The sequence below is a fragment of the Methylothermus subterraneus genome, assembly GCF_054656915.1.
The window spans coordinates 57,938-76,989 of the sequence record NZ_BAAHXK010000004.1; the positions used below are offsets into that span (position 1 = coordinate 57,938).

The following is a 19,052-nucleotide window of genomic DNA, read 5'->3' on the forward strand; positions in this document are numbered from 1 at the left end:
TCCCTCCGGGAGAGGGCGGTCACCCCCACAAATTCCCGAGGGAGAACTCGACCGCCTCGAAAGGCGGCTGGCGCACTGTGGCCTTGCCTTCCAGGGTGACCAGCAGGAGCCAATGGGGGGCGTCATGAGCGGTGTCGAGGGCATAAACCTCTAGGGTTTGCAGGTCCGGGTCCACCAGCCACAGGTATTTGACCCCCTCGCGGGCATAGATCGGCATCTTGATGGCTCGATCGAGGCGGGCGGTGGCCGGCGAGAGCACCTCGCACACCCAATCGGGGGCGATCTCGAACCAGGCCGTTTCAGGCAAGCTTGGCATCCGCTCGCGCGCCAGCCAGCCAGGTCGGGCACCAGAATGTCGGCTTTGAGATGCAGTTCCGGCTCGACCAGAATCCACCAGCCGCCGGGTCCCCCCTCGCCGCTGTCGAAAAGCGGCCAAAGGGTGCCATCCAAAGCCGACTCGGCCCTGGCGTGTTTGGGCGCCGGGCGCGGATGGGTGTAAAGCGTGCCGTGGATGATCTCGCCCACCACGTGTTCGGGCAGGCGTTTTAGGTCTTCGTAGGTGACCAAGCGGTGTACAGCTTGCGTTGTGGCTTGCCGATAAAGACGGTAAAACTTTACTATGATGCCGGATGCCTCGGTTTGCAAGGTGCCTCGATGCGATTTAAAGGGCCAATTTTGGCCAGCCTTCTGTTCTTGGCCGCTTGTCAGACCCATGAGTTTGCGCTGCTGCCAGGCTATCTGCCGCCGGTAGGGGCGCGCGTGCTGATCGAGGGTAACGATCCGTCCTTCCAGCAAGCTCTGGTCGAGGCGCTCAAACGGCGCGATCTTTTCTGGCAGCTTAAAGGGCGGCCGGCGCTTTTGCGCTTTAAAGTCGAGCGTGCCCGTGCTTCTTGGTTTTGGCGCCTTTGGTCGGGAAAAGACGCCAAAACCTTCACCGTCGAGCTGGCGCTGGAAGACGGCGACAAGGTCGTCGGGCGTGGCTTCGGCAAAACGGTGCTGTGGGAAGACGCCGAGCCGCTTTCGGCGCTGGCCGAGGCGTTGGCGGCCGACCTGCAGCGCGCGCTTCACCCCTTGCAAGGAGAATGAGCTGATGCGTCTTATCGTCTCGACCTGCGGCACGAGTTTGTGGACTAATCAGGCCGAAAAGTTGCGACCGCTGGTTGTTCAACACGCCAACGCTAAGGATTGGGAAGAGATCCCGCCCGAATTGCGCGCCCTAGTGGAGCGCGCTGCCCGTGCGCTGCAGGAAGCCGGACCCGAGGAGCAGGCCAAGCTCTCGGCCGAACTCAACGGCCTGTGGCGCTATTACCAACGCCGCTTGGACCGTAGCAAAGACACTCACTGGCTGATCGCCACCGACACCTGGCTGGGCGAGAGCGCGGCCCAGGCCGTGGGTCAAGTGCTCGAAAATTGCGGGCATATCGTCGAAGTCCGGCGGATCAAGGATCTTCGCACCAACGACGTGGCTGAATTCCGCGTGGCGATGGCTGAGCTTATCCGAATGTGCGCGCAGGAGGTGCGCGGCTACCGCGAGCGCGGCTACAAGGTCGTCTTCAACCTCACCGGCGGCTTCAAGAGCGTGCAGGGATTCATGCAGGCGCTGGCGATGCTGTACGCCGACGAAAGCTTTTACGTTTTCGAGCAAACCGAGGAGCTTCTTCGCCTGCCGATCGAGCTTGATGCCTTGGCCCTGGCGCGCGAGCATCACAAAATCTTTCGCCGCCTCGCGGTCGGTTTGCCGGTGTGCGCCGGCGAGGTCAAAACGCTGCCTGAAACCTTGTTTGTGGAAATCGATGGGCAGGTGGCTCTTCCGGTGTGGGGGGAGGCGGTTTGGAAGGAGGCGGAGAGGGAGATTCTCGGCGAGAGGGTGCTCGAGCCTGTCGACAAAAAGCTGCGTTTTTCAGAAAACTTCTCGCGCTCGGTGCAAAATTTGAGCGCCGACGAATACCGCTCGATCAACCAGCGGCTGGCCGAGCTTGCCCGGCATTTGCACGAACCAACTTATAACCCGAGCCACCTGGACTTTAAAAAACTCAGCGTGCCGCACGGACCGCACCGGCGCTGGACCCATGAGTGCGACGCCTGGGCTGCCAAGCGCCTGTTTGGCTATTTCGACGGCGAAGTCTTCGTCGTCGATGCTTTGGCCGAAGGGCTGCACTAAGCTCCGGCGGGCGCGGTGAGCGATCTTGACCCTTGTCGGAGCGCCTGATTTGTGCTAGCTTTGAACACGAACGCCTCGTCGGAGAGCCGTCTTGAACGTCAGCTTTTTGACGCCGAAAATTTTTGGGAAAGCTCTCTGTAAGGCATTGATCTTTAACAAGAAATTTGAGGGGTGCTCTCTAGAAATCGACCTGATGAAAAAGGGATTAAGACGGCGAACTTTAGGACGCTCCCCTCGGGTAGCCATTCTCTAGAAATCGACCTGATGAAAAAGGGATTAAGACCGCCGACTTTTCTACGATGGACACGCCTTCCTTGCTCTAGAAATCGACCTGATGAAAAAGGGATTAAGACCGCGCAGGTCTACCGGATCGAATAAAGAGAGGCCTCTAGAAATCGACCTGATGAAAAAGGGATTAAGACGGTTTTAGTGATTTGCCGGCGGGGGCGGTGCGTTTAGCGAAAATTTCTATGCGTTGAGGCGTTTAGCTGGGTGGTGCGAAGGGAAGGGGCGCAGTGTGCTGCGCCCCTACATTGTTTTTTGGGTTACTAAAATTTTCCCGAGCTGGGGTTTAAAATGCGGTTTCAATCGCGTTATGTAATCTAGCTGCATGACCCAGATACTGGATCTTTACGAGCGTCTTACCCAGGCACCGGACGAGCGGGCGCGTGCGCGGGTGATTGCGGAAGCTTTTGCCGAGTTAGAGGCGCGTTATCCCCATCTTTCGGACCTTGCGACCCGTCAGCATTTATCCGAGACCGAGCTTCGGCTGCTTAAAGAGATCGAGCAGGTACGCGCGGAGCTTAAGGAGACCGAGCTTCGGCTGCGCAAGGAGATTGAGCAGGTCCATGCCGAGCTTAAGGAGACCGAACTTCGGCTGCGCAAAGAGATTGAGCAGATCCGTTCGGATTTGAAGCTTGAGATCGAGCAGGTGCGGTCGGAGTTGAAGCTGGAGATCGAACAGGTGCGGTCGGAGTTGAAGCTGGAGATCGAACAGGTGCGGTCGGAGTTGAAGCTGGAGTTGGAGCGGACGCGCAAGGAGCTGGAGCTGAAGATCAAGACGGTGGAATTGAATTTGACCAAGGCGATTGAGCGCAGTCGGGTGAGTGTGTTGATTTGGAGTTTTGGGTTTTGGCTGTCGCAGTTTGCGGCGATCTTAGCCATCCTCTGGCGAGTCTGGCCGCGATGAGGTTGAGGCGCTTAGCGCTTGCTTTTTTGGCTTTGCTGGCCGGTTGGAGCCAGGCCAAGGAGTGCTGGAAAAACGAGGTGCAGCTTGCGCTGCGCGAGGAGGCCTGGGTGGGCGTGGAAACCGCGCGCGTTCAGGTTCACGTGGAAGCTACCGCCGATCCCAACCAGGCCGGAACGCTGCAAAAGGAAACGCTCGAGCGTCTGCGCAAGCTCATCCCAGAAGCCCAAGATCGCACCTGGCGCATCACCTCCGCTGACTTAAGCCGCGATCCTTCCGGTTTGGAACGCTGGCGGCTGGAAGCCGAAATTCGGGTCCCGGCGGCGTATCTTCCGGGACTTCAGGACAAGGCGGCCCGTCTTTCGACCCCGGGTTTGCATTTTACCCCGGCCATCGACTGGACCCCGGCCTTGTCCGAAGTGGAGGCGGCCAAAGCCAAAGCGCGCCAAGCGCTGTACCGGCGGGCGGAAGAGGAAGCCAAACGTCTCAATGAAACCCTAGGGTTTGGTTATCGCGTCGCCGACATCCGGTTTTCCGAGCCGGGAATTTCTGGACCCTTTGCAGCCAAGAGGGCGCTGGCGGCGGAAGCGGTGGAGCTGCCGCGGATGGAAAAGCAAATCGTCGAGGCCTGGGTGACCTTGAGGGAGCCAGAATGCCCTGCGGTCAACGCGCCCTAAAGAGGTAACCCGGGCCGGCGAGCAGCATATCCGGTGGGCGAAGAGGCGGGAGTAAAAAGGTATGGCGATGACGTTGGATACCCATAAGCTGGTAAAGCGTCTGCAAGAGGCGGGTTTTACCGAAGCCCAGGCCGAGACGCTGATCGAGGCGGGCGTGGAGATGCTCGAGACGCACCTCGTGACCAAGCACGACTTGGAAGCGCTTGGCCACAGTCTGCGGGCGGAGATCGGTGCGGTCCGAGCGGATCTGGAAAAAACGCGCGCGAATCTGGAAAACAAGATCGAGCAGGCTTGGGCGGATCTGGAAGCTAAGATCGATGGGACCCGGGTGGATTTGGAGAACAAGGTCGAGCAGACGCGGGCCGATTTGGAGGGCAAGATTGAACGCGCTCAGGCCGATTTAGAAAGCAAGATCGATCGGACCCGGGTGGATTTGGAGAATAAGATCGAGCAGACGCGAACCGATTTGGAGAACAAGATCGATCGGCTCAGAATCCAGTTGGAAAGCCGGCTCGAGCAACTGGAATACCGCATGACCATCAAACTGGGCAGTTTGATGGTCGTCGCCGTGGGCGTGGTGACCACTTTGGTCAAACTGTTGTGATGCCTGTTTCTCCGGTCGTCGTCATTGGCCTAGGCGAACTGGGCGGGGTGTTCGCCTTGGGGTTCTTGCGCGCGGGTTACCCGGTCTATCCGGTGCTGCGGGGGATGGATTTGGCCGCCGTGGGGCGCGATTACCCAGAGCCTGCGTTGGTGCTGGTCGCGGTCGGGGAGGACGATTTCCACCCAGTGCTTGCGGGCTTGCCGCCGGTGTGGCGGGACCGGCTTGGGCTGATTCAGAACGAGTTGATGCCGCGCGATTGGCGGCAACACGGCTTAGAAAGCGTCAGCGTGGCGGTGGTCTGGTTCGAAAAGCGGCCGGGCCAACCGCTGGTCAATATCTTGGACACCCCGGTCTATGGACCGAAAGCGGCGCTGTTGGCCGAAGCCTTGACCAAGCTGGGCGTTCCTACCCGCATCTTGCCCGACGAGGAGGCGCTGGTCTTTGAGCTGGCGAAAAAGTCTCTCTATATTCTCACCGTCAACCTCGCTGGGCTGATCACCGGCGGCACGGTAGGGGAGCTTTGGCATCGGCACGCGGCGTTCGCGCGCGAAGTGGCCGAAGAAGTTTTGACCGTGCTCGAATGGCGCGCCGGGCGCCCGCTGCCTAAGGAGGCGCTGATTGCCGGGGTGGCCGCCGGCATCGAGGACTGCCCAAACCGCGCCTGCTTGGGCCGCCGCGCTCGAGCGCGCCTGGCGCGGGTGCTTGAGGAAGCCCGCCAGGCCGGGATCGCGCTTCCTTGCCTGACGGGCATTTGGCAAAGACTCACTTGAGCTTGGCCAGGCGGCCGCGGTTTAAAAACAGCGGGTTGATGAACCTTAGATACGCCCTGACAAACAGCGTTCCTACTACCGGCGGAACGGCGCGCAGGACGATTCGGCGAAACGTCGGATACCAGCCAAGCGGCAAGTACGCCAAAACCGGAATCAGGGGCGCCAACCGGCCCCGCGCCAGCCTGTGAGCCAGTTGGTCGAGCGCGACCAGGCCCAAGCCCGCGGCGATGGCGCCGAGGGAAACTTTTAGGCTGAGCCACTTCGCCAAAACCGGCCACAGCGCGACCAGGCCGAGAAGGACCAGGGTTGCGCTGCCGGCAAGCAGAGAGGGATACAGCAGCAAAGTCTTGCCAAATTGCAGCCTCCCCACTTCCAGTTGGCGCAGGTAATCTGCGCTCGGGGTTTTCATCCAGCGGCCAATGGCCAAAAAGGGCCAGCGCAGATGGTTTGCCTGGCTTGGCGGATAACCCAGGTTCCGGCGGTCGGCCAGCTCCCGCCGGCTTAGGAGAAAACCGGCGAGCATCAGGGAATAGGCTTCCACCTCGGTGAAGGCGTCCAGATCGGTGCGGATGCGCGCCAGATGCTCCTGAACCTCGGGGGCGATGTCGGGGCATTGCGGCGCTGGGAATATTATTTGGTCTTTCTCGGCCGGCTGGTCGTCCTGGCCGATCCAGGCGAGCTCGCGCACGGCCAGCCCCTGGCGCAGGTGGACGAAAGCCACGTTTTCCCGACCTCGGGTTTCGACCAGGCGGTTTAGGCTTTCCTGCCGGATTCGCTCCTGCAGGATCGCAGCGGTCCTGGCGAGGACAAAGGCCGGCGAAGTTTCAGGCTCTTTCTCGAAGCCCAGTTGCCCAGAAGCGTCGCTGATCGCAAAATGAGTGCATCCCTCGTCTACAAGCGCGGAAATTCCCAAGTTGTCGTGGACCCCGCCGTCCACCAGCTGGACGCGTACGGGCAGGCAATGGGAGCGGTATAGGTCGCTTAGGCTTAAAGGGTGCAGCAGGGCGGGAACGGCGCTCGAGGCGGCCACCGCGTGGGCCAGGGTGAAATGCTGCTGGCGCAGGACCATGTGCCGGTAGTCTGGCGCGCGGCGCAGGCGGATGGGGAGGCTGTCGCTCTCTCGCCAGGTTGGTTTGGGTTCGCCCATGGTGCGGGCGGTGAACTGCCAGTTGCGGCCGGTGTTCAAGGTGGTGGCGTTGAGGACGAGGACCGGGACCTTGGCCCGGCGGAGCCAATTGTGGTAATAGGGGTGAAAATGAGGAAAACCGGGCGGGCGGATCTTCAGCTCGCGCATCTCGATCCAGTTCTTGCCTGCCGCCTTGCGGTACAGCCATTGATCGTAAAGCGCGGCGAGCCTGTCGCTTCTAGAATAATCGGGGCGGCGCATTTTCCAGTTGGCGGTAAAGTCGGCGAAGGTGAGCATGCGCAGGTTTTGTTCGGTCGCCTGGAGAAATTCCCCGATCACCGTTTGGACCAGGGCGGTATAATCTGCGTCAGTGATTTCCGCATCGGGTTTTTCTTCCAGCAGTCGCTTGAGGTGCAGGTAGTACAAGGCGGCGATGATGGCCCCGCCAGAGACCGCGCTGATCGCCTCGACGTGGCGCAGGAGACCTGCTTCGGCCAGCTGCGCCAACACCCCAAGATGGAAAAAGGAAGCGCGAAAGCCTCCGCCTGATAAAGCCAGACCCAATTTGGTAGGCATAAGTCCCCTCCTCGTTGAAGCAGTTATGGGATGGATGCAAAAGCGATTGTGCGCTGGCTAAAGCAAGAAATAAAGCGCCTGTGGTGGCTTGGGCTGCTCGTTTTGGCAGCGCAAGCGAAAGCCTGGACGCCTTTGGAAGAGGCCGGCTACCAAAAGCTTCCCGATACGGCCCAGATCGCGACGTTTTTGGCGCAGCTCGCCGACCGCTCCCCGCTTGCCCGCTTCCTCCCCTACGGCCGCTCGGCCGGCGGCCGCCCGCTGGTCGCCTTGTTGCTTTCTGACGATCCTGAATTTTTGCGCACGGGGCGCTCGTCTCCCACGAAACTTACGGTGATGTTGGTTGCCGGGCAGCACGGCACCGAACCTTCGGGGACCGAGGCGCTCTTGAGCCTGGCCGACGACGTGGCGGCCGGTCTTTGGCCGCCTTTGCTCGCCCATCTGGACTTAATCTTGATCCCCAACTCCAACCCGGACGGCCGCGATTTGCACCGGCGCGTCAACGCCGCGGGGGTAAACTTAAGCACCGATTACGTGCGCTTGTCGCAGCCGGAAACCCAAAGCCTGGTCAAGCTGCTTCTCAAGTTTCGGCCCCACGCGTTGCTCGACGTGCACGAATCGGCTGTCCTCAAGCGCAAATCTTTGGGCGCGCAGGGCTATCTGACCGACTTCGAGGCTCAGTTCGAATACGCCAACTACCCGAACGTGGCCCCGGAACTGAGGCTGTTCGCCAAATACGTCTTCCTGCCCGAGTTGGTGGACGCGGTGCGCTCCCAAGGCTTGCCCGCGCGCCATTACATCGGCGAGATCACTTCGATCGCTCAGCCCATCACCCACGGCGGGATTTCCTTGCGCAACCTGCGCAATTACGCGGGGATGCGAGGGGTTTTCGCGCTGTTGGTGGAAAACCGCCTGGACCCGCCCGGCGACTGGCCCACCCCGCGCAACATAAAAGCGCGGCTGGCCAAGCAGCGGCTGTGCGTTCAAGCGTTTTTAGAGAAGCTTATCGCCTTTAGGCAAGAGCTGCTCGGTCGGATTGCTGCCGCCAGGGACCGCCAAGCGCCGCTGGTGGCGCTGCAAGCGCGGTACGGGCCTTTGCCTGCTTGCCCCAAGATCGCCATCGCCCTGCGCCGCCTAGACGACGGTCAAGAGACCGTCCGGGAGTTTACCTATCTTGGCCGGATCGTGGCCGAGGACTGGCACCTATTGCCTAGGTATTATGCGATCACCGCGCATCGGGCCGAGACCGCGCGCCTGCTCGACCGCCACGGCCTCGGCTACCGCAGGCTCGACCGGGCGCAGACGGTAGTGGGAAAGCGCCTGTGGCTTGAGCAGGTCAAGGTCCGGCGGTGGCGGCAAGGGGTGGTCGCGCGGCGCGCGGTGGCGGTCCGGGCGCGTGAGGAGCTCAAGAGTTTGACCCTCCATCCGGGCGATCTTTTACTCGATCTGCGGCAGGAAGGAGGGTTGGCCTGGCTGTTGCTCGATCCGCGCTCCTCCACGAGCCTCTTTCAAGAAGCCGCCTATACCTCTTGGCTCGTTCCGGGGAGGGCGTTTTTTGGGGTCGCGCTTTTTAATAAGTAGCGATGTTTGCGCTCCATACCAGCAACCGCAGCGAAATCCTGTTCGAGCAGCTTGTGACGGTCCTTGAGCACGTAACTTTGGGGCCGTTCGAGCCACTTCAGTTTGTGATCCAGGGGCGGGGGATGGAGCGCTGGCTCAAGATGCAACTGGCTAAGGCGCAAGGAGTGTTTGCCCACGGCCGCTTTGACTTTCCTCACCGCTTCTTTGCCGGCGTGGCCGCCAGTTTGGGGCTGAGACTGCACGACGAGGCGTTTGACCGCGCGCGCTTGCTGTGGTTGCTCGACGCCGAGCTTAAGGCTTTAGAATTTCAGGAAAATCCGGTGCTGCGCCGGTACTTGGGCGGTCCCGGTCCTGAGCTGCGCCGCTTTCAGCTGGCCCGCCAGCTCGCCAACCTGTTCGACCAGTACCAGATTCAGCGCCCGGATTGGCTCGCGGCCTGGCAGCAGGGCAAAGCGGCTGAATCTGGGGGGCTAGACCGCGCCATGGAAGCCTGGCAGGCGGCGCTGTGGCGGCGCGTGTATCCGCGCCTTAAAGGGCACCGCGGGCTTTTGTGGCAGAACCTGATCGCCCGGCTCGCCAAGCCGGTCCCCAAAGGCGTGCTGCCGCAGGCGGTGTACCTGTTTGGCATTGGCCTGTTGCCGCCGCTGATGGTGGAAGTGCTCAAAGCCTTGGCTCAGCACACCGACGTGCACTTATTCGTGCTCAGCCCGGTGGAGGGATTTTGGGCCGATCTGCCGAGCAAGCGCGCGAGGGCGCAGGCTTGGCTTAAGGCGGGGCCGGAGGCCGAATGGGTACGCTGGCATCATCCGTTGTTGGTGGCCTTGGGCCAGCGCGGCGCCCAGTTTCAGCGCCTGCTGCTGGAAAAACTGGAGCCGGAGCTGCACTCTGCGGCGTTCTTCCGCCACGATCCCCCGCGCAGCGTGCTTCAGCACCTGCAGAACGATTTGGCCGCCGGAACCTTGACCCCGCTGCCCGCCGAGCTTCCGGTCGGGATCGAATTGCACCTTTGCCACACCCCCTTGCGCGAGATGGAGGTGGTGCGCGACCGGTTTTTGCAGCTCTTTGCCCAAGACCCGAGCTTAACCTTAGAGGATATGGCGGTGATGGCGCCCGACATCGGCGCCTACCGCCCTTACCTGGAGGCGGTGCTGCGCGATCTTCCCCACCACATCGCCGATCGGGTGCTGGGCAACGACAACGAGCTCATCCAGATTCTGCTCGCCGCCTTAAAGACGCTCACCTCCCGCTTTGAATGGACGGCGGTGATCGAGCTGCTGGGGCGCGCGCCGGTGCGGGAGAAATTCGGCTTAAATCCTGTGGACTTGGTCAGGATCGAGGATTGGATCGCAAAATGCGCCATCCGCTGGGGGCTGGACGGCGCCCAGCGCGCGGCGCTGGGCCTACCGGAAGGGGAACACAACAGCTGGCGGCTGGGAGTAGACCGGTTGCTGCTCGGCTGGATGCTGGACAGCGAGGACCTCTGGCAGGAGGTCGTCCCCTATGCCGAGGTGGAAGGCCAAAGCGGGGCGGTCGTGTTCCGCCTGGCCGAATTCGTCCGCACCTTGCAATTTTGGTGGGCGGAACTTAAGGAGCCGCGGCCCCCGACTCGATGGCGCGCGGTTTTGCGCGAATTCAGCCGGGCGCTGGTCGCCGAGACGCGGGACATGCTGGCAGCGCGCCAAGCTCTGGAGGAGCTCCTTGAAACCTTGCCGGATGAGGCGAGTTACCCTGAGCCGGTAGGGCTAGAGATCATTCTGGACTGGCTCGGCAGCCAGGTGGAAGAGGAGTATCAAAGCCTGGGGTTTTTGAGCGGCGGCATCACCTGCTGCACGATGCTTCCCATGCGCGCGGTACCGTTCAAGGTCGTGGCGGTGGTGGGGATGAACGACGGCGCTTTCCCCCGGCGCGAGACGCCGCAGTCTGCCGATCTCATCGCCGCCCATCCGCGCCTGGGGGATAGGGATTTGCGCCAAGAGCAGCGGCATCAGTTTCTGGAGCTGATCCTCTCGACGCGCGAGCATCTTATCCTTTGCTGTCAGGGCTTGACGCCGGAGAAGAACGAGCCAAGGCCGGTGGCGCAGGTGGTGAGCGAACTCATCGACACGCTGGACCGCTACGGCGTAAGACCTAAGCGCTGGATCTACGAGCATCCCTCGCTGCCGTTCCACCCCGTGTATTTTCGCGCCGCCGAAACCCACGGCCCGCCGCGCAGCGTGGATCGGCGGCGCTTCTCCATAGCGCGGGCAAGGCCTTCGGACCTGCCCAAGCCCTTTTGGCCAGAAGGCTTCGAGCTTGCGGGGAGGGCGCCCGAGCGCTTGTCTTTAAAGGATCTGCTCGAGTTTTACGCCGACGCCCAAGACTGGTTCTGCCGCAACCGCTTAAATCTTGCGATGCGCCAACGTGACGAGGTGCCCCAGGCGCGCGAGCCTTTCGCCGTCGATGGACGGCTTGGCTGGCGCGCGCGCAAGGCTTTGTTTGCGGCCTTGGAGGTGGGCCAAGACCCTTGGCTTTGGCTAAAGAACAAGCAAAAGTCGGGAGAGTGGCCGCAAGGGGAGGCAGGAAGGCTGGCCTTTGCCGGCGAGCTGGCCAAGGTGCGGCGCTTGCAACGGGCGGCTTTGGCTTTAGGCGCCTTACCTAAAGTCGCCAAGCGCACGGCGATCGTGACGGTGGAGGGCGTGCAGGTGGTCGTGACCCTCGCCGACTGCCGCAGTGAGGGCAGCGTGTTCGTCGAGTTCGCCAAGTTTCAAGGCAAACACTTTTTCCAAGCTTGGCTCAAGCACGCGTTCAAGCAAGCGGTAGCGCCTTCTCCCAGTTGGCTGGTGGCCTTGACGAAGGAGGGCGACGTTAAGGTGTGGCGCTTTGACCCGCTGCCCGATTGGGCAGACGCGCTGCGTCCCTGGCTGGTTCACTTTTTGGAGCACTGGAACAAGCCTTCTCCCTGGCTGGCCGAGTGGGGTTGGCGCTGGATCTTGGAGCGCGACGAGGCCAAGTGGCGGGCAAAATGCCCTCTGCAGGGCTTGCCGGAGGCCTTTGCCCTGTTGTTTGCCGAGCCTTTGCCGGCGGATTTTCCCGCCGCTGCGCTTGCCGTTTACCGCTCACTTTTGACTGGGGTGCAGTTTGTCGAGCTCGATGCGGATGGATAGGCTGGACCTCTATACGGCGCAGTTTGCTCCGGGCATTCATCTGATCGAGGCCAGCGCGGGGACGGGCAAGACCTACTCCATCGCCCAGATCGTGGTCCGCTTCGTGGTGGAACAGGGGATATCGGTAGAGGAGATCGGGGTGGTCACCTTCACCAACGCCGCCACCGCCGAGCTGCGCCAGCGCATCCAAACGCGCCTGATCGAGGCGCGCGAGGCGGTGCGGGGGGATGGGCGCGGCGAGGACAGGGCGCTTACAGCCTGGGCGGCGGGGCTCAAAGACCCCGAGGCGGCTAAAAGTCAGCTCGAGGCCGAGCTTCTTAAGCTCGACCTGATGCCGATCCAGACGATTCACAGCTTTTGCCATCAGCTGTTGCGCCAGCAGGCCCTGGAGGCCGGCGAGCGGCTCGCGCAAACCCTGCTGGAAGAAGAAGACGCCTTCAACCAAGCGATCGTCGACGATTTCTGGCGCCGGCAAATGGCTACCCTGTCCGCGCGCGAATGGCGGCAGATCCTTAGCGAGGTCCCGACTCCAGACGCGCTGTATGCGATTTTAAAGGACTGGCCGCCGCCGGTGCGGTTTGTCCCCGAGCTGAGCCAGGAGGCCTGGGATACGCGCTTGGCGGCGAATCGGTGGCGTGCTTTTGCTTCCTGGATGGACGAGCTGTGCGGGAGTGAAATTCTCAATCAAGAGGCCCGCCGCTGGTGGGCGCAGCTTAGCCAGGAAGAAGGGCTTCCCGAACGCCTGCCGGAGTTGGGCTTTAAGCCCGATCTTCTGGAGTTTCTCGCCAGCCAGATCAACGCGCGCAAGCTCAAGGCCAAAGAGCTCGAGCGCCTGCCGCAGTTTTCTTGCCACCGGGAGGTGCTCGAGGCGTTGGCGGAACTGGGCCGCCGCCAAAGGCGGAATCAAATCGCTTGGCTCCAAGACGCCCATCGCGCCTGGGTCGAGGAGTACGAACGGCGGCTTCGCGAACAAGGGTGGATAACCCACGATTTTGCCCTCCGCCGTCTTGCCAAGGTGCTGGCCGAGTCCCCGCAAAGCCCGGCGCTTTGGGCTTTAAAGCGGCGCTTTAAGGTGGTGCTGATCGATGAGTTTCAGGACACCGACCGCCATCAGTGGCAGATTTTTGCTTCCCTGTTTGGGGACGGGGAGCACTGGCTGTTTTTGATCGGCGATCCCAAGCAGTCCATCTATGCCTGGCGGGGAGCGGATCTTTCCGTATACTTCAAAGCCTGCGAGGCCGCGACCCATTTTTGGCAACTTGGCACCAATTACCGCTCCCACCCGCAATTGGTGGCGGCGATCAACGACTTGTTCGGCGCGGTTAAGGACCCGCAAGGCCCCTTTTTAGACCCAAGGCTCGTTTACCATCCGGTCGAGGCCGGCTGCAGCGCCGCGGAATGGGCGCTGCTCTTGGAAGGACAGGAGGTTCCCCCTTTGGTCTGGTGCGCCTTTTACGAGCGCGGGGCGCCTTATCGCTACTCTAGCCAGGAGCAGGCCGTAGAGCGGCTCGCGCGCCAGGCGGCCGCCGACATCGCTTGCCTCTTGCAGAGCCACCGCCTGCGGGAAAACGGCGAGCTGCGCCCCATTAGACCGGCCGACATCGCGGTGCTGGTGCGCGACAACAACACCGCACGCCGGGTCCGCGACGTTTTGCGCGAGTTTGCGATCCCGGCGGTGCTCATCGACCGCGGTTCGGTCTGGAACACCGACACCGCCAAAAAGCTTTATAGGCTGTGCGAAGCGCTGCTTGAGGCGGGGGATTGGCGGCGGATCAAGCGGGTGCTGGCCGACGGCTGGTTCGGCCTGGACGCTCGGGATCTGGCCACCTGGGAAAAGGGCGGCGGGCAGGCGGAGGAGCTGCTCACCGCGTTTGCCGAGGCCGGGGAACTTTGGTGGCGCGAGAGCTTGCTGGTGGCGGTGGAAGAGCTGTTCGCACGCTTTGCGGTATGGCAGCACATCGCCGCGAGTCGCTCCGGCAAGCGCACGTTGGCGGATCTACGCCATCTGCTGGAAATGCTGCAAGAGACGGCGAGCCGCAATCGCTTGAGCCCCCAGGCGCTCCTGACCTGGTACCGCCGGCGCCTCGTCCACCCCCCGCGCGAAGACGAACAGCTCAGGCTGGAGAGCGACGAGGAAGCGGTGGAGCTGGTGACCATGCACAGCGCCAAAGGGCTTGAATACCCGATCGTCTTGGTCTTTGATCTGTGGCTGCCGGAGAAGCGCCTATCGGCAAAGCCTCCTTGGGTTCAGGTCCAGACCCTCGAGGCGCTGGAAGTCGTCTTCGAACTTGCGCCGGAAGTCTTCGCCCAAGCCAAAAACACTTGCCGCCTCGAGGCGCGGCGGGAGGCGTTGCGCCTGGCGTATGTGGCGCTGACCCGGGCCAAGGCCAACTTGCGGGTCTATCTTTTAGAGAAGGCGGCCAAGGAGGCGCTTTGGTCGCCTTTGGCCCATCTTCTGACCGCTTGCACAGGACAAAAAGACCTGTATGGGAGCGCGCAAGCTTTGGCGGCGACCCATCCCGAGCGTTTTCGCTACGAACGCCGGGAGCTTGCCGAGAACGTGAGCGTGCGGCTGAATCTGGCTTTGGATAAGGAGGAGCTCGTCGAACCTGAGCCTTTGCCGCGCGCCCCGGTGGCGAGCCGGGTGCTGACCAGTTATTCGGCCCTGGTGCGTGGGCAGCTGCGGGAAGCGAGCGAAGGCTGGCTGGCGCGGCTGCTGGAGGAGGGCGAAGAGGAAACGCCGTCTGTACTCAAAGGCGCGGCGTTTGGAACCTTGCTGCACGGGCTGCTCGAGCGCTACCCCTTTGGCGCGCTCCTAAAGGGCGAGGTCGATCTCTCTGGGCTGCCGGAAGAGGTCGACCGAGCCGAGCTTTTATCGCTTATCGCGCGCGCTTTGACCACGCCTGTGCCGGAGTTTGCCCTCAAAGACATTCCCCCTCAGCTTCAGCTCAAAGAGCTCGAGTTTTTGTTGCCGGTCCGAGGCTTGAATGCTTCCCTTTTTAATCGTTTATGCGCGGGGCAAACCTGGTTTCGGCCTTTGGAATTCCCGACGGTGCACGGGTTTTTGCAGGGTTTTATCGATCTGGTGGTCGCGCACCGGGGGCGGTTTTACGTGATCGACTACAAATCCAACGAATTGGAAGATTACCGTCCAGAGGGCTTGGCAAGAGCGATGCGCGATCACGATTACGGCTTGCAGGCCTTGCTGTATGCTTTAGCGGTCCACCGCTATCTCAAGCGGCGCTTGCCGGATTACCGCTACGCGGACCATTTCGGGGGAGTGCGCTATCTGTTCGTGCGCGGCATGGACGGCCAAACTCCGGGAAGCGGCGTGTTTGGGTTTCGCCCCGAAGAGAGCTGGATCGCGCAGTTGGAGGGACTTTTGGATGGCGGATGAAATCCATCCTGCGGCCCCGGCGCTCGCCGACTTTTTTAAGCGCCGCCTCGGGTGCTCCACGGAAGGTTTGCTCCCGCTGTTGAGCGACTTGCTCAAGGCCCAAGAGCTAGGCCACGTGTGTTTAAAGCTCACGCGCAAGCAGCGCGCTTGGGTGGCGAAGTTCAAAGGCCTTTACCTGCCGCACGGGAAGGCGCCTTTGGTGCTGGAAGACGACCGCCTTTATTTTCAGCGCCTATGGCGCTACGAAGAAACCCTCGCCGCCGGGGTGCGGCGCTTGGCACGAGCCAAGCACCCGGTGGATACGGCCAAGCTCGATTGCCTAGCGCAGGCCTTGAAGCTGGACGCTTCCCAGCGCGAGGCGGTCTATGGGGCCGCGCAAGTGGACTTTGGCATTCTTACCGGCGGGCCGGGCACCGGCAAGACCACCACCGCCTTGCAGCTGGTCGCTTTGCTCGCCTGGCAAGGGCGTTTGGGCGAAGGCAGGCCCATCGCCCTGGCCGCCCCGACCGGCAAAGCCGCGCAGCGGCTTAAAGAAAGCTTTCGGCGTCTTAAGGAGCTGCCGCTGCCGGAGGCGGTCAGGGCGGTGATTCCCACCGAAGCGACGACGCTGCATCGCCTGCTCGGGGCGCGTCCGGAGACGGCGCGGGTGAGTTACGACGCCGACAACCCCTTGCCTTACGCGGCGGTGGTGGTCGATGAGGCGTCGATGGTGAACTTGGCGCTTGTAGCCAAGTTGGTTCAGGCCTTGCCGCCGGAAGGGGCGCTGTACCTTTTAGGCGACCGCGATCAGCTCGCCTCGGTGGAGGAGGGCAGCGTGCTGGCCGATCTGTGCGACGGGCTCCCTGCCCACACCTTTCGCCTGACCACCACCCACCGCTTCGATGCGCGCCTTTGCGCCCTGGCCGAGGCGGTCAAGGCCGGAAAGGCTAAGGAGTTCGAGGGACGGCTCGGGGCCGATTATCTGCCGGTCCGCGAGGAATGCTTGTGGCAGGCTTTGGACGAGGGGTTTTCCGGCTATTGGCAAAAGCTTGCCCAAGGCGCAGCTCCCGACGAGCTGCTCGCCGAGTTGGCCCAGTTTCGGGTGTTGTGCGCCCATCGCCGTGGGGTTTTGGGTTCGGATTGGCTCAATCAGGAACTTTGGCTGCGCTTTAAACGTAAAGGGTGGATCGCATCGCGCAGCGCGTATTATCCGGGGCGGCCGATTTTGATCGCCGAGAACGCTCCAGAGTTGGGGCTGTTCAACGGCGATGTCGGCGTTTGCCTGGAAGACAAGGTGTGGTTTGAAGGCGGGCGCGGGTTTTCCCCGGCGCGCCTGCCGGCCCATGAGACCTGTTTTGCCATGACCGTGCACAAAGCGCAGGGTTCGGAGTTTAATCGGGTGCTTTTGGTGCTGCCGACCAAATCTTCCGAAGTGTTGAGCCGGGAGTTGGTCTACACCGCCATCACCCGGGCCAGGACTCGGGTACAATGTTTTGGCCCCAAAGCCGTTTTGCGCTATGCCTTGGGGCGGTGCGTTCAGCGTTATGGAGGCTTACGTTACAAATTGGCCGATGCTCCTGCGAAGCATCTTAACCCTGTGGCTCGGCTTGTTGATCGCCTGTAGCCGACCTACCTGGCACGCCGTGGACGTGAGCGGCAAGCTCCCGCCCTTGGATTTCACCCTTGCCGGCACCCATGGCGAGATCCGGCGCGGGGAGGACTTCCTCGGCCGCATCGTCCTGTTGTTTACCGGTTTTACCCATTGCCCGGGGGTGTGTCCGGCCACTTTAGCGCGCCTGGCGGCCGTGCTCGAGGGCATCGAAGACAGCCAAGCCAAGATCCAGGTGCTGTTCGTGAGCCTAGACCCGGAGCGCGACTCGCCGGAGGTGTTGGAGGCTTACGTGCGCCGTTTCGGCCCGTGGTTTGTCGGATTGACCGGCAGCCAGGCGCAGCTTGAAGAATTGACCCGCCGCTATTTTCTCCCCTACCAGAAACAGAGCCTAGGCTCTGGCGGCGACTACGAGGTGCTTCACAGCAGCCAGGTGTTGGTGTTCGACCGCCAGGGCCGGGCTAGGCTTTTGGTGAGCGCCGCGTTGCCTGAAGAAGACCTCAAAGCCGATTTGCAGCAGCTATTGCGAGAGCCGTCATGACCAATCCTTGGCTTGCCAAACTGCAACCTTATCCTTTCGAAAAGCTGGCCCAGCTCAAAGCCGGAATCGTCCCGCCTAAAGACAAATCCCCCATCGTGCTCTCCATCGGCGAGCCGCAAGACCCCCCGCCCCCCTTGATCGCTCAAGCGATAACCGAACGCTTGGGCTTGCTCGGCAGGTATCCGACCACCCGCGGCCTGCCCGAACTGCGCCAAGCCATCGCCTTATGGCTCAAGCGCCGCTTCGGTCTGCCGGAGGTGGACCCAGAACGCCAGGTGCTGCCGGTGGCTGGGACGCGCGAGGCGTTGTTTTCCTTCGCCCAGGCGGTGGTCGACGCAGGAGAAACCCCTATCGTCCTGATGCCCAATCCTTTCTACCAGATTTACGAGGGGGCGGCCTTGTTGGCCGGGGCCGAACCGTATTATTTGAACGCCACCGCCTCCACCGGCTTTCTGCCCGATTTCGACGCCGTGCCGGAGGCAGTCTGGCGCCGTTGCCGGCTTTTGTACGTGTGCTCGCCGGCCAATCCCACCGGCCGGGTGATCGCGCTCCCTACCCTCAAGCGCCTGATCGAGAAGGCCCACCGCTTTGACTTTGTGATCGCCGCGGACGAATGCTACAGCGAGATTTACTTGGGCGATCCGCCTCCCAGCCTCCTGCAGGCGGCGGCGGAGTTCGGGGACCGCGAATTTTCCCGCTGCGTGGTGTTCCACAGCCTGTCCAAGCGCTCAAGCGCCCCGGGCCTGCGCTCGGGGTTTGTCGCCGGGGACGCGGCCATCTTAGAGCGCTATAGCCTGTACCGTACCTACCACGGCTGCGCCCTGCCGCTGCCGACCCAATACGCCAGCATCGCGGCTTGGGGCGATGAGGCCCACGTGGAGGCCGGCCGGCAAAGTTACCGCGAGCGTTTGTTGGCGGCGGCGGAAATTTTAAGCGCGGTGTTTGAGGTCGAGGTCCCTGAGGCTGCGTTTTATTTTTGGCTCAAGACCCCGATCGACGATCGCGAGTTCGCCCGCCGCCTGTTTGCGACCCAGAACGTCACCGTGCTGCCGGGAAGCTTTTTAGCGCGCACCGCCGACGGTCTCAACCCAGGCTACGGTTACGTGCGCATCGCTTGGGTGCAGCCTTTACCGGTAAGCCAAGAGGCGGCAGCGCGGATCGCCGAGTTTGCGCGCACGCTCTAGTCCCAGAACCGGCCCGCGCCGAGATAGCAGCGCCGCCAGTAACCGTTGAGGGCCTCGATCCTGACCCGCTTGCCGGTGGCAGGCGCGTGCACGAAGCGATTGTCCCCTAAATAGATGCCGACGTGGATCTTTTGTTTAGGCGGGCGGAAGAACACCAAATCCCCCGGTTGGGCGCGCTTGACGCGCCGGCAGGCGCGCCATTGCGCCTCGGCGGTGCGGGGTACGGACATTCCTAGACGCTTATGGACGTAGTACACCAACCCGCTGCAATCGAAGCCGCGCGGGGACTCACCGCCATAGCGGTAAGGAACGCCGGTCAGGCGGACGGCTTCGCGGACGATCGGGTGGCCGGAGAGAGGCGGTTTCGCGGGGCGTACGGAAGGCGCGGCGCAGCCGCCCAAAAGCAGGCTCAAGCCAAGCAGCGTAAGGAAAAGGCGCGCGCTTGCTAAGCTACGGTTGCCCATGGGCGGGCAAGCTCGGTATCCTTGTCATCTCCTTATTTAGCATACCAAGGAAGCAAA

The 19,052-nt window shown here is 62.2% G+C and carries 15 protein-coding genes; 12 read left to right on the forward strand and 3 right to left on the reverse strand.

Annotated features, from left to right (window positions below):
- Window positions 1-19 precede the first annotated feature (19 nt).
- Window positions 20-316: a Uma2 family endonuclease gene (locus ACYQ3M_RS04815; protein WP_460034924.1), complete on the reverse strand. Its 297-nt coding sequence runs from the start codon at window positions 314-316 to the stop codon at window positions 20-22.
- A gap of 338 nt (window positions 317-654) precedes the next feature.
- On the opposite strand from ACYQ3M_RS04815, the gene ACYQ3M_RS04820 reads away from it, so the two are divergent.
- The 6 genes from ACYQ3M_RS04820 to ACYQ3M_RS04845 all read left to right on the forward strand — a co-directional run bounded on the left by ACYQ3M_RS04820 (window position 655) and on the right by ACYQ3M_RS04845 (window position 5,398).
- On the forward strand, window positions 655-1,086 hold the full coding sequence (locus ACYQ3M_RS04820) for a hypothetical protein (RefSeq protein ID WP_460034925.1): 432 nt from the start codon (window positions 655-657) through the stop codon (window positions 1,084-1,086).
- Window positions 1,087-1,090: 4 nt separating this feature from the next.
- Window positions 1,091-2,161: a putative CRISPR-associated protein gene (locus ACYQ3M_RS04825; RefSeq protein ID WP_460034926.1), complete on the forward strand. Its 1,071-nt coding sequence runs from the start codon at window positions 1,091-1,093 to the stop codon at window positions 2,159-2,161.
- A gap of 610 nt (window positions 2,162-2,771) precedes the next feature.
- Entirely contained in the window at window positions 2,772-3,350 is a 579-nt protein-coding gene (locus ACYQ3M_RS04830) for a coiled-coil domain-containing protein (RefSeq protein ID WP_460034927.1), read from the forward strand.
- Window positions 3,347-4,024 carry an SIMPL domain-containing protein gene (locus ACYQ3M_RS04835; RefSeq protein ID WP_460034928.1) on the forward strand — a complete coding sequence of 226 codons (678 nt, stop codon included), beginning with the start codon at window positions 3,347-3,349 and terminating at the stop codon, window positions 4,022-4,024. Before ACYQ3M_RS04830 ends, ACYQ3M_RS04835 begins: the two co-directional genes overlap by 4 nt.
- Before the next feature lie 61 nt (window positions 4,025-4,085).
- Entirely contained in the window at window positions 4,086-4,628 is a 543-nt protein-coding gene (locus ACYQ3M_RS04840; RefSeq protein ID WP_460034929.1) for a coiled-coil domain-containing protein, read from the forward strand.
- The gene (locus ACYQ3M_RS04845) at window positions 4,628-5,398 is read left to right on the forward strand and encodes a hypothetical protein (RefSeq protein ID WP_460034930.1); all 771 of its coding nucleotides are present in this window, start codon (window positions 4,628-4,630) and stop codon (window positions 5,396-5,398) included. The genes ACYQ3M_RS04840 and ACYQ3M_RS04845 overlap by 1 nt, the downstream gene beginning before the upstream one ends.
- Here the strand turns inward: ACYQ3M_RS04845 and ACYQ3M_RS04850 are convergent.
- Window positions 5,391-7,100 carry a patatin-like phospholipase family protein gene (locus tag ACYQ3M_RS04850; RefSeq protein ID WP_460034931.1) on the reverse strand — a complete coding sequence of 570 codons (1,710 nt, stop codon included), beginning with the start codon at window positions 7,098-7,100 and terminating at the stop codon, window positions 5,391-5,393. The genes ACYQ3M_RS04845 and ACYQ3M_RS04850 overlap by 8 nt on opposite strands.
- A 30-nt stretch (window positions 7,101-7,130) precedes the next feature.
- Between ACYQ3M_RS04850 and ACYQ3M_RS04855 the strand changes: the two genes are divergently transcribed.
- From ACYQ3M_RS04855 to dapC, 6 genes are read left to right on the forward strand one after another with little or no spacing between them, the layout of a single operon-like run.
- Entirely contained in the window at window positions 7,131-8,678 is a 1,548-nt protein-coding gene (locus ACYQ3M_RS04855) for a M14 family metallopeptidase (protein ID WP_460034932.1), read from the forward strand.
- 2 nt (window positions 8,679-8,680) lie between these two features.
- On the forward strand, window positions 8,681-11,821 hold the full coding sequence (recC, locus tag ACYQ3M_RS04860; protein WP_460034933.1) for an exodeoxyribonuclease V subunit gamma: 3,141 nt from the start codon (window positions 8,681-8,683) through the stop codon (window positions 11,819-11,821).
- Window positions 11,814-15,218: a UvrD-helicase domain-containing protein gene (locus ACYQ3M_RS04865; protein ID WP_460034934.1), complete on the forward strand. Its 3,405-nt coding sequence runs from the start codon at window positions 11,814-11,816 to the stop codon at window positions 15,216-15,218. The genes recC and ACYQ3M_RS04865 overlap by 8 nt, the downstream gene beginning before the upstream one ends.
- Window positions 15,208-16,821 carry an exodeoxyribonuclease V subunit alpha gene (recD, locus tag ACYQ3M_RS04870; protein WP_460034935.1) on the forward strand — a complete coding sequence of 538 codons (1,614 nt, stop codon included), beginning with the start codon at window positions 15,208-15,210 and terminating at the stop codon, window positions 16,819-16,821. The genes ACYQ3M_RS04865 and recD overlap by 11 nt, the downstream gene beginning before the upstream one ends.
- On the forward strand, window positions 16,769-17,347 hold the full coding sequence (locus ACYQ3M_RS04875; RefSeq protein WP_460034936.1) for an SCO family protein: 579 nt from the start codon (window positions 16,769-16,771) through the stop codon (window positions 17,345-17,347). The genes recD and ACYQ3M_RS04875 overlap by 53 nt, the downstream gene beginning before the upstream one ends.
- Entirely contained in the window at window positions 17,344-18,531 is a 1,188-nt protein-coding gene (dapC, locus tag ACYQ3M_RS04880) for a succinyldiaminopimelate transaminase (RefSeq protein ID WP_460034937.1), read from the forward strand. The genes ACYQ3M_RS04875 and dapC overlap by 4 nt, the downstream gene beginning before the upstream one ends.
- Here dapC and ACYQ3M_RS04885 read toward each other — a convergent pair.
- Window positions 18,528-18,995 carry a C40 family peptidase gene (locus ACYQ3M_RS04885; RefSeq protein WP_460034938.1) on the reverse strand — a complete coding sequence of 156 codons (468 nt, stop codon included), beginning with the start codon at window positions 18,993-18,995 and terminating at the stop codon, window positions 18,528-18,530. The genes dapC and ACYQ3M_RS04885 overlap by 4 nt on opposite strands.
- Window positions 18,996-19,052 lie beyond the last annotated feature (57 nt).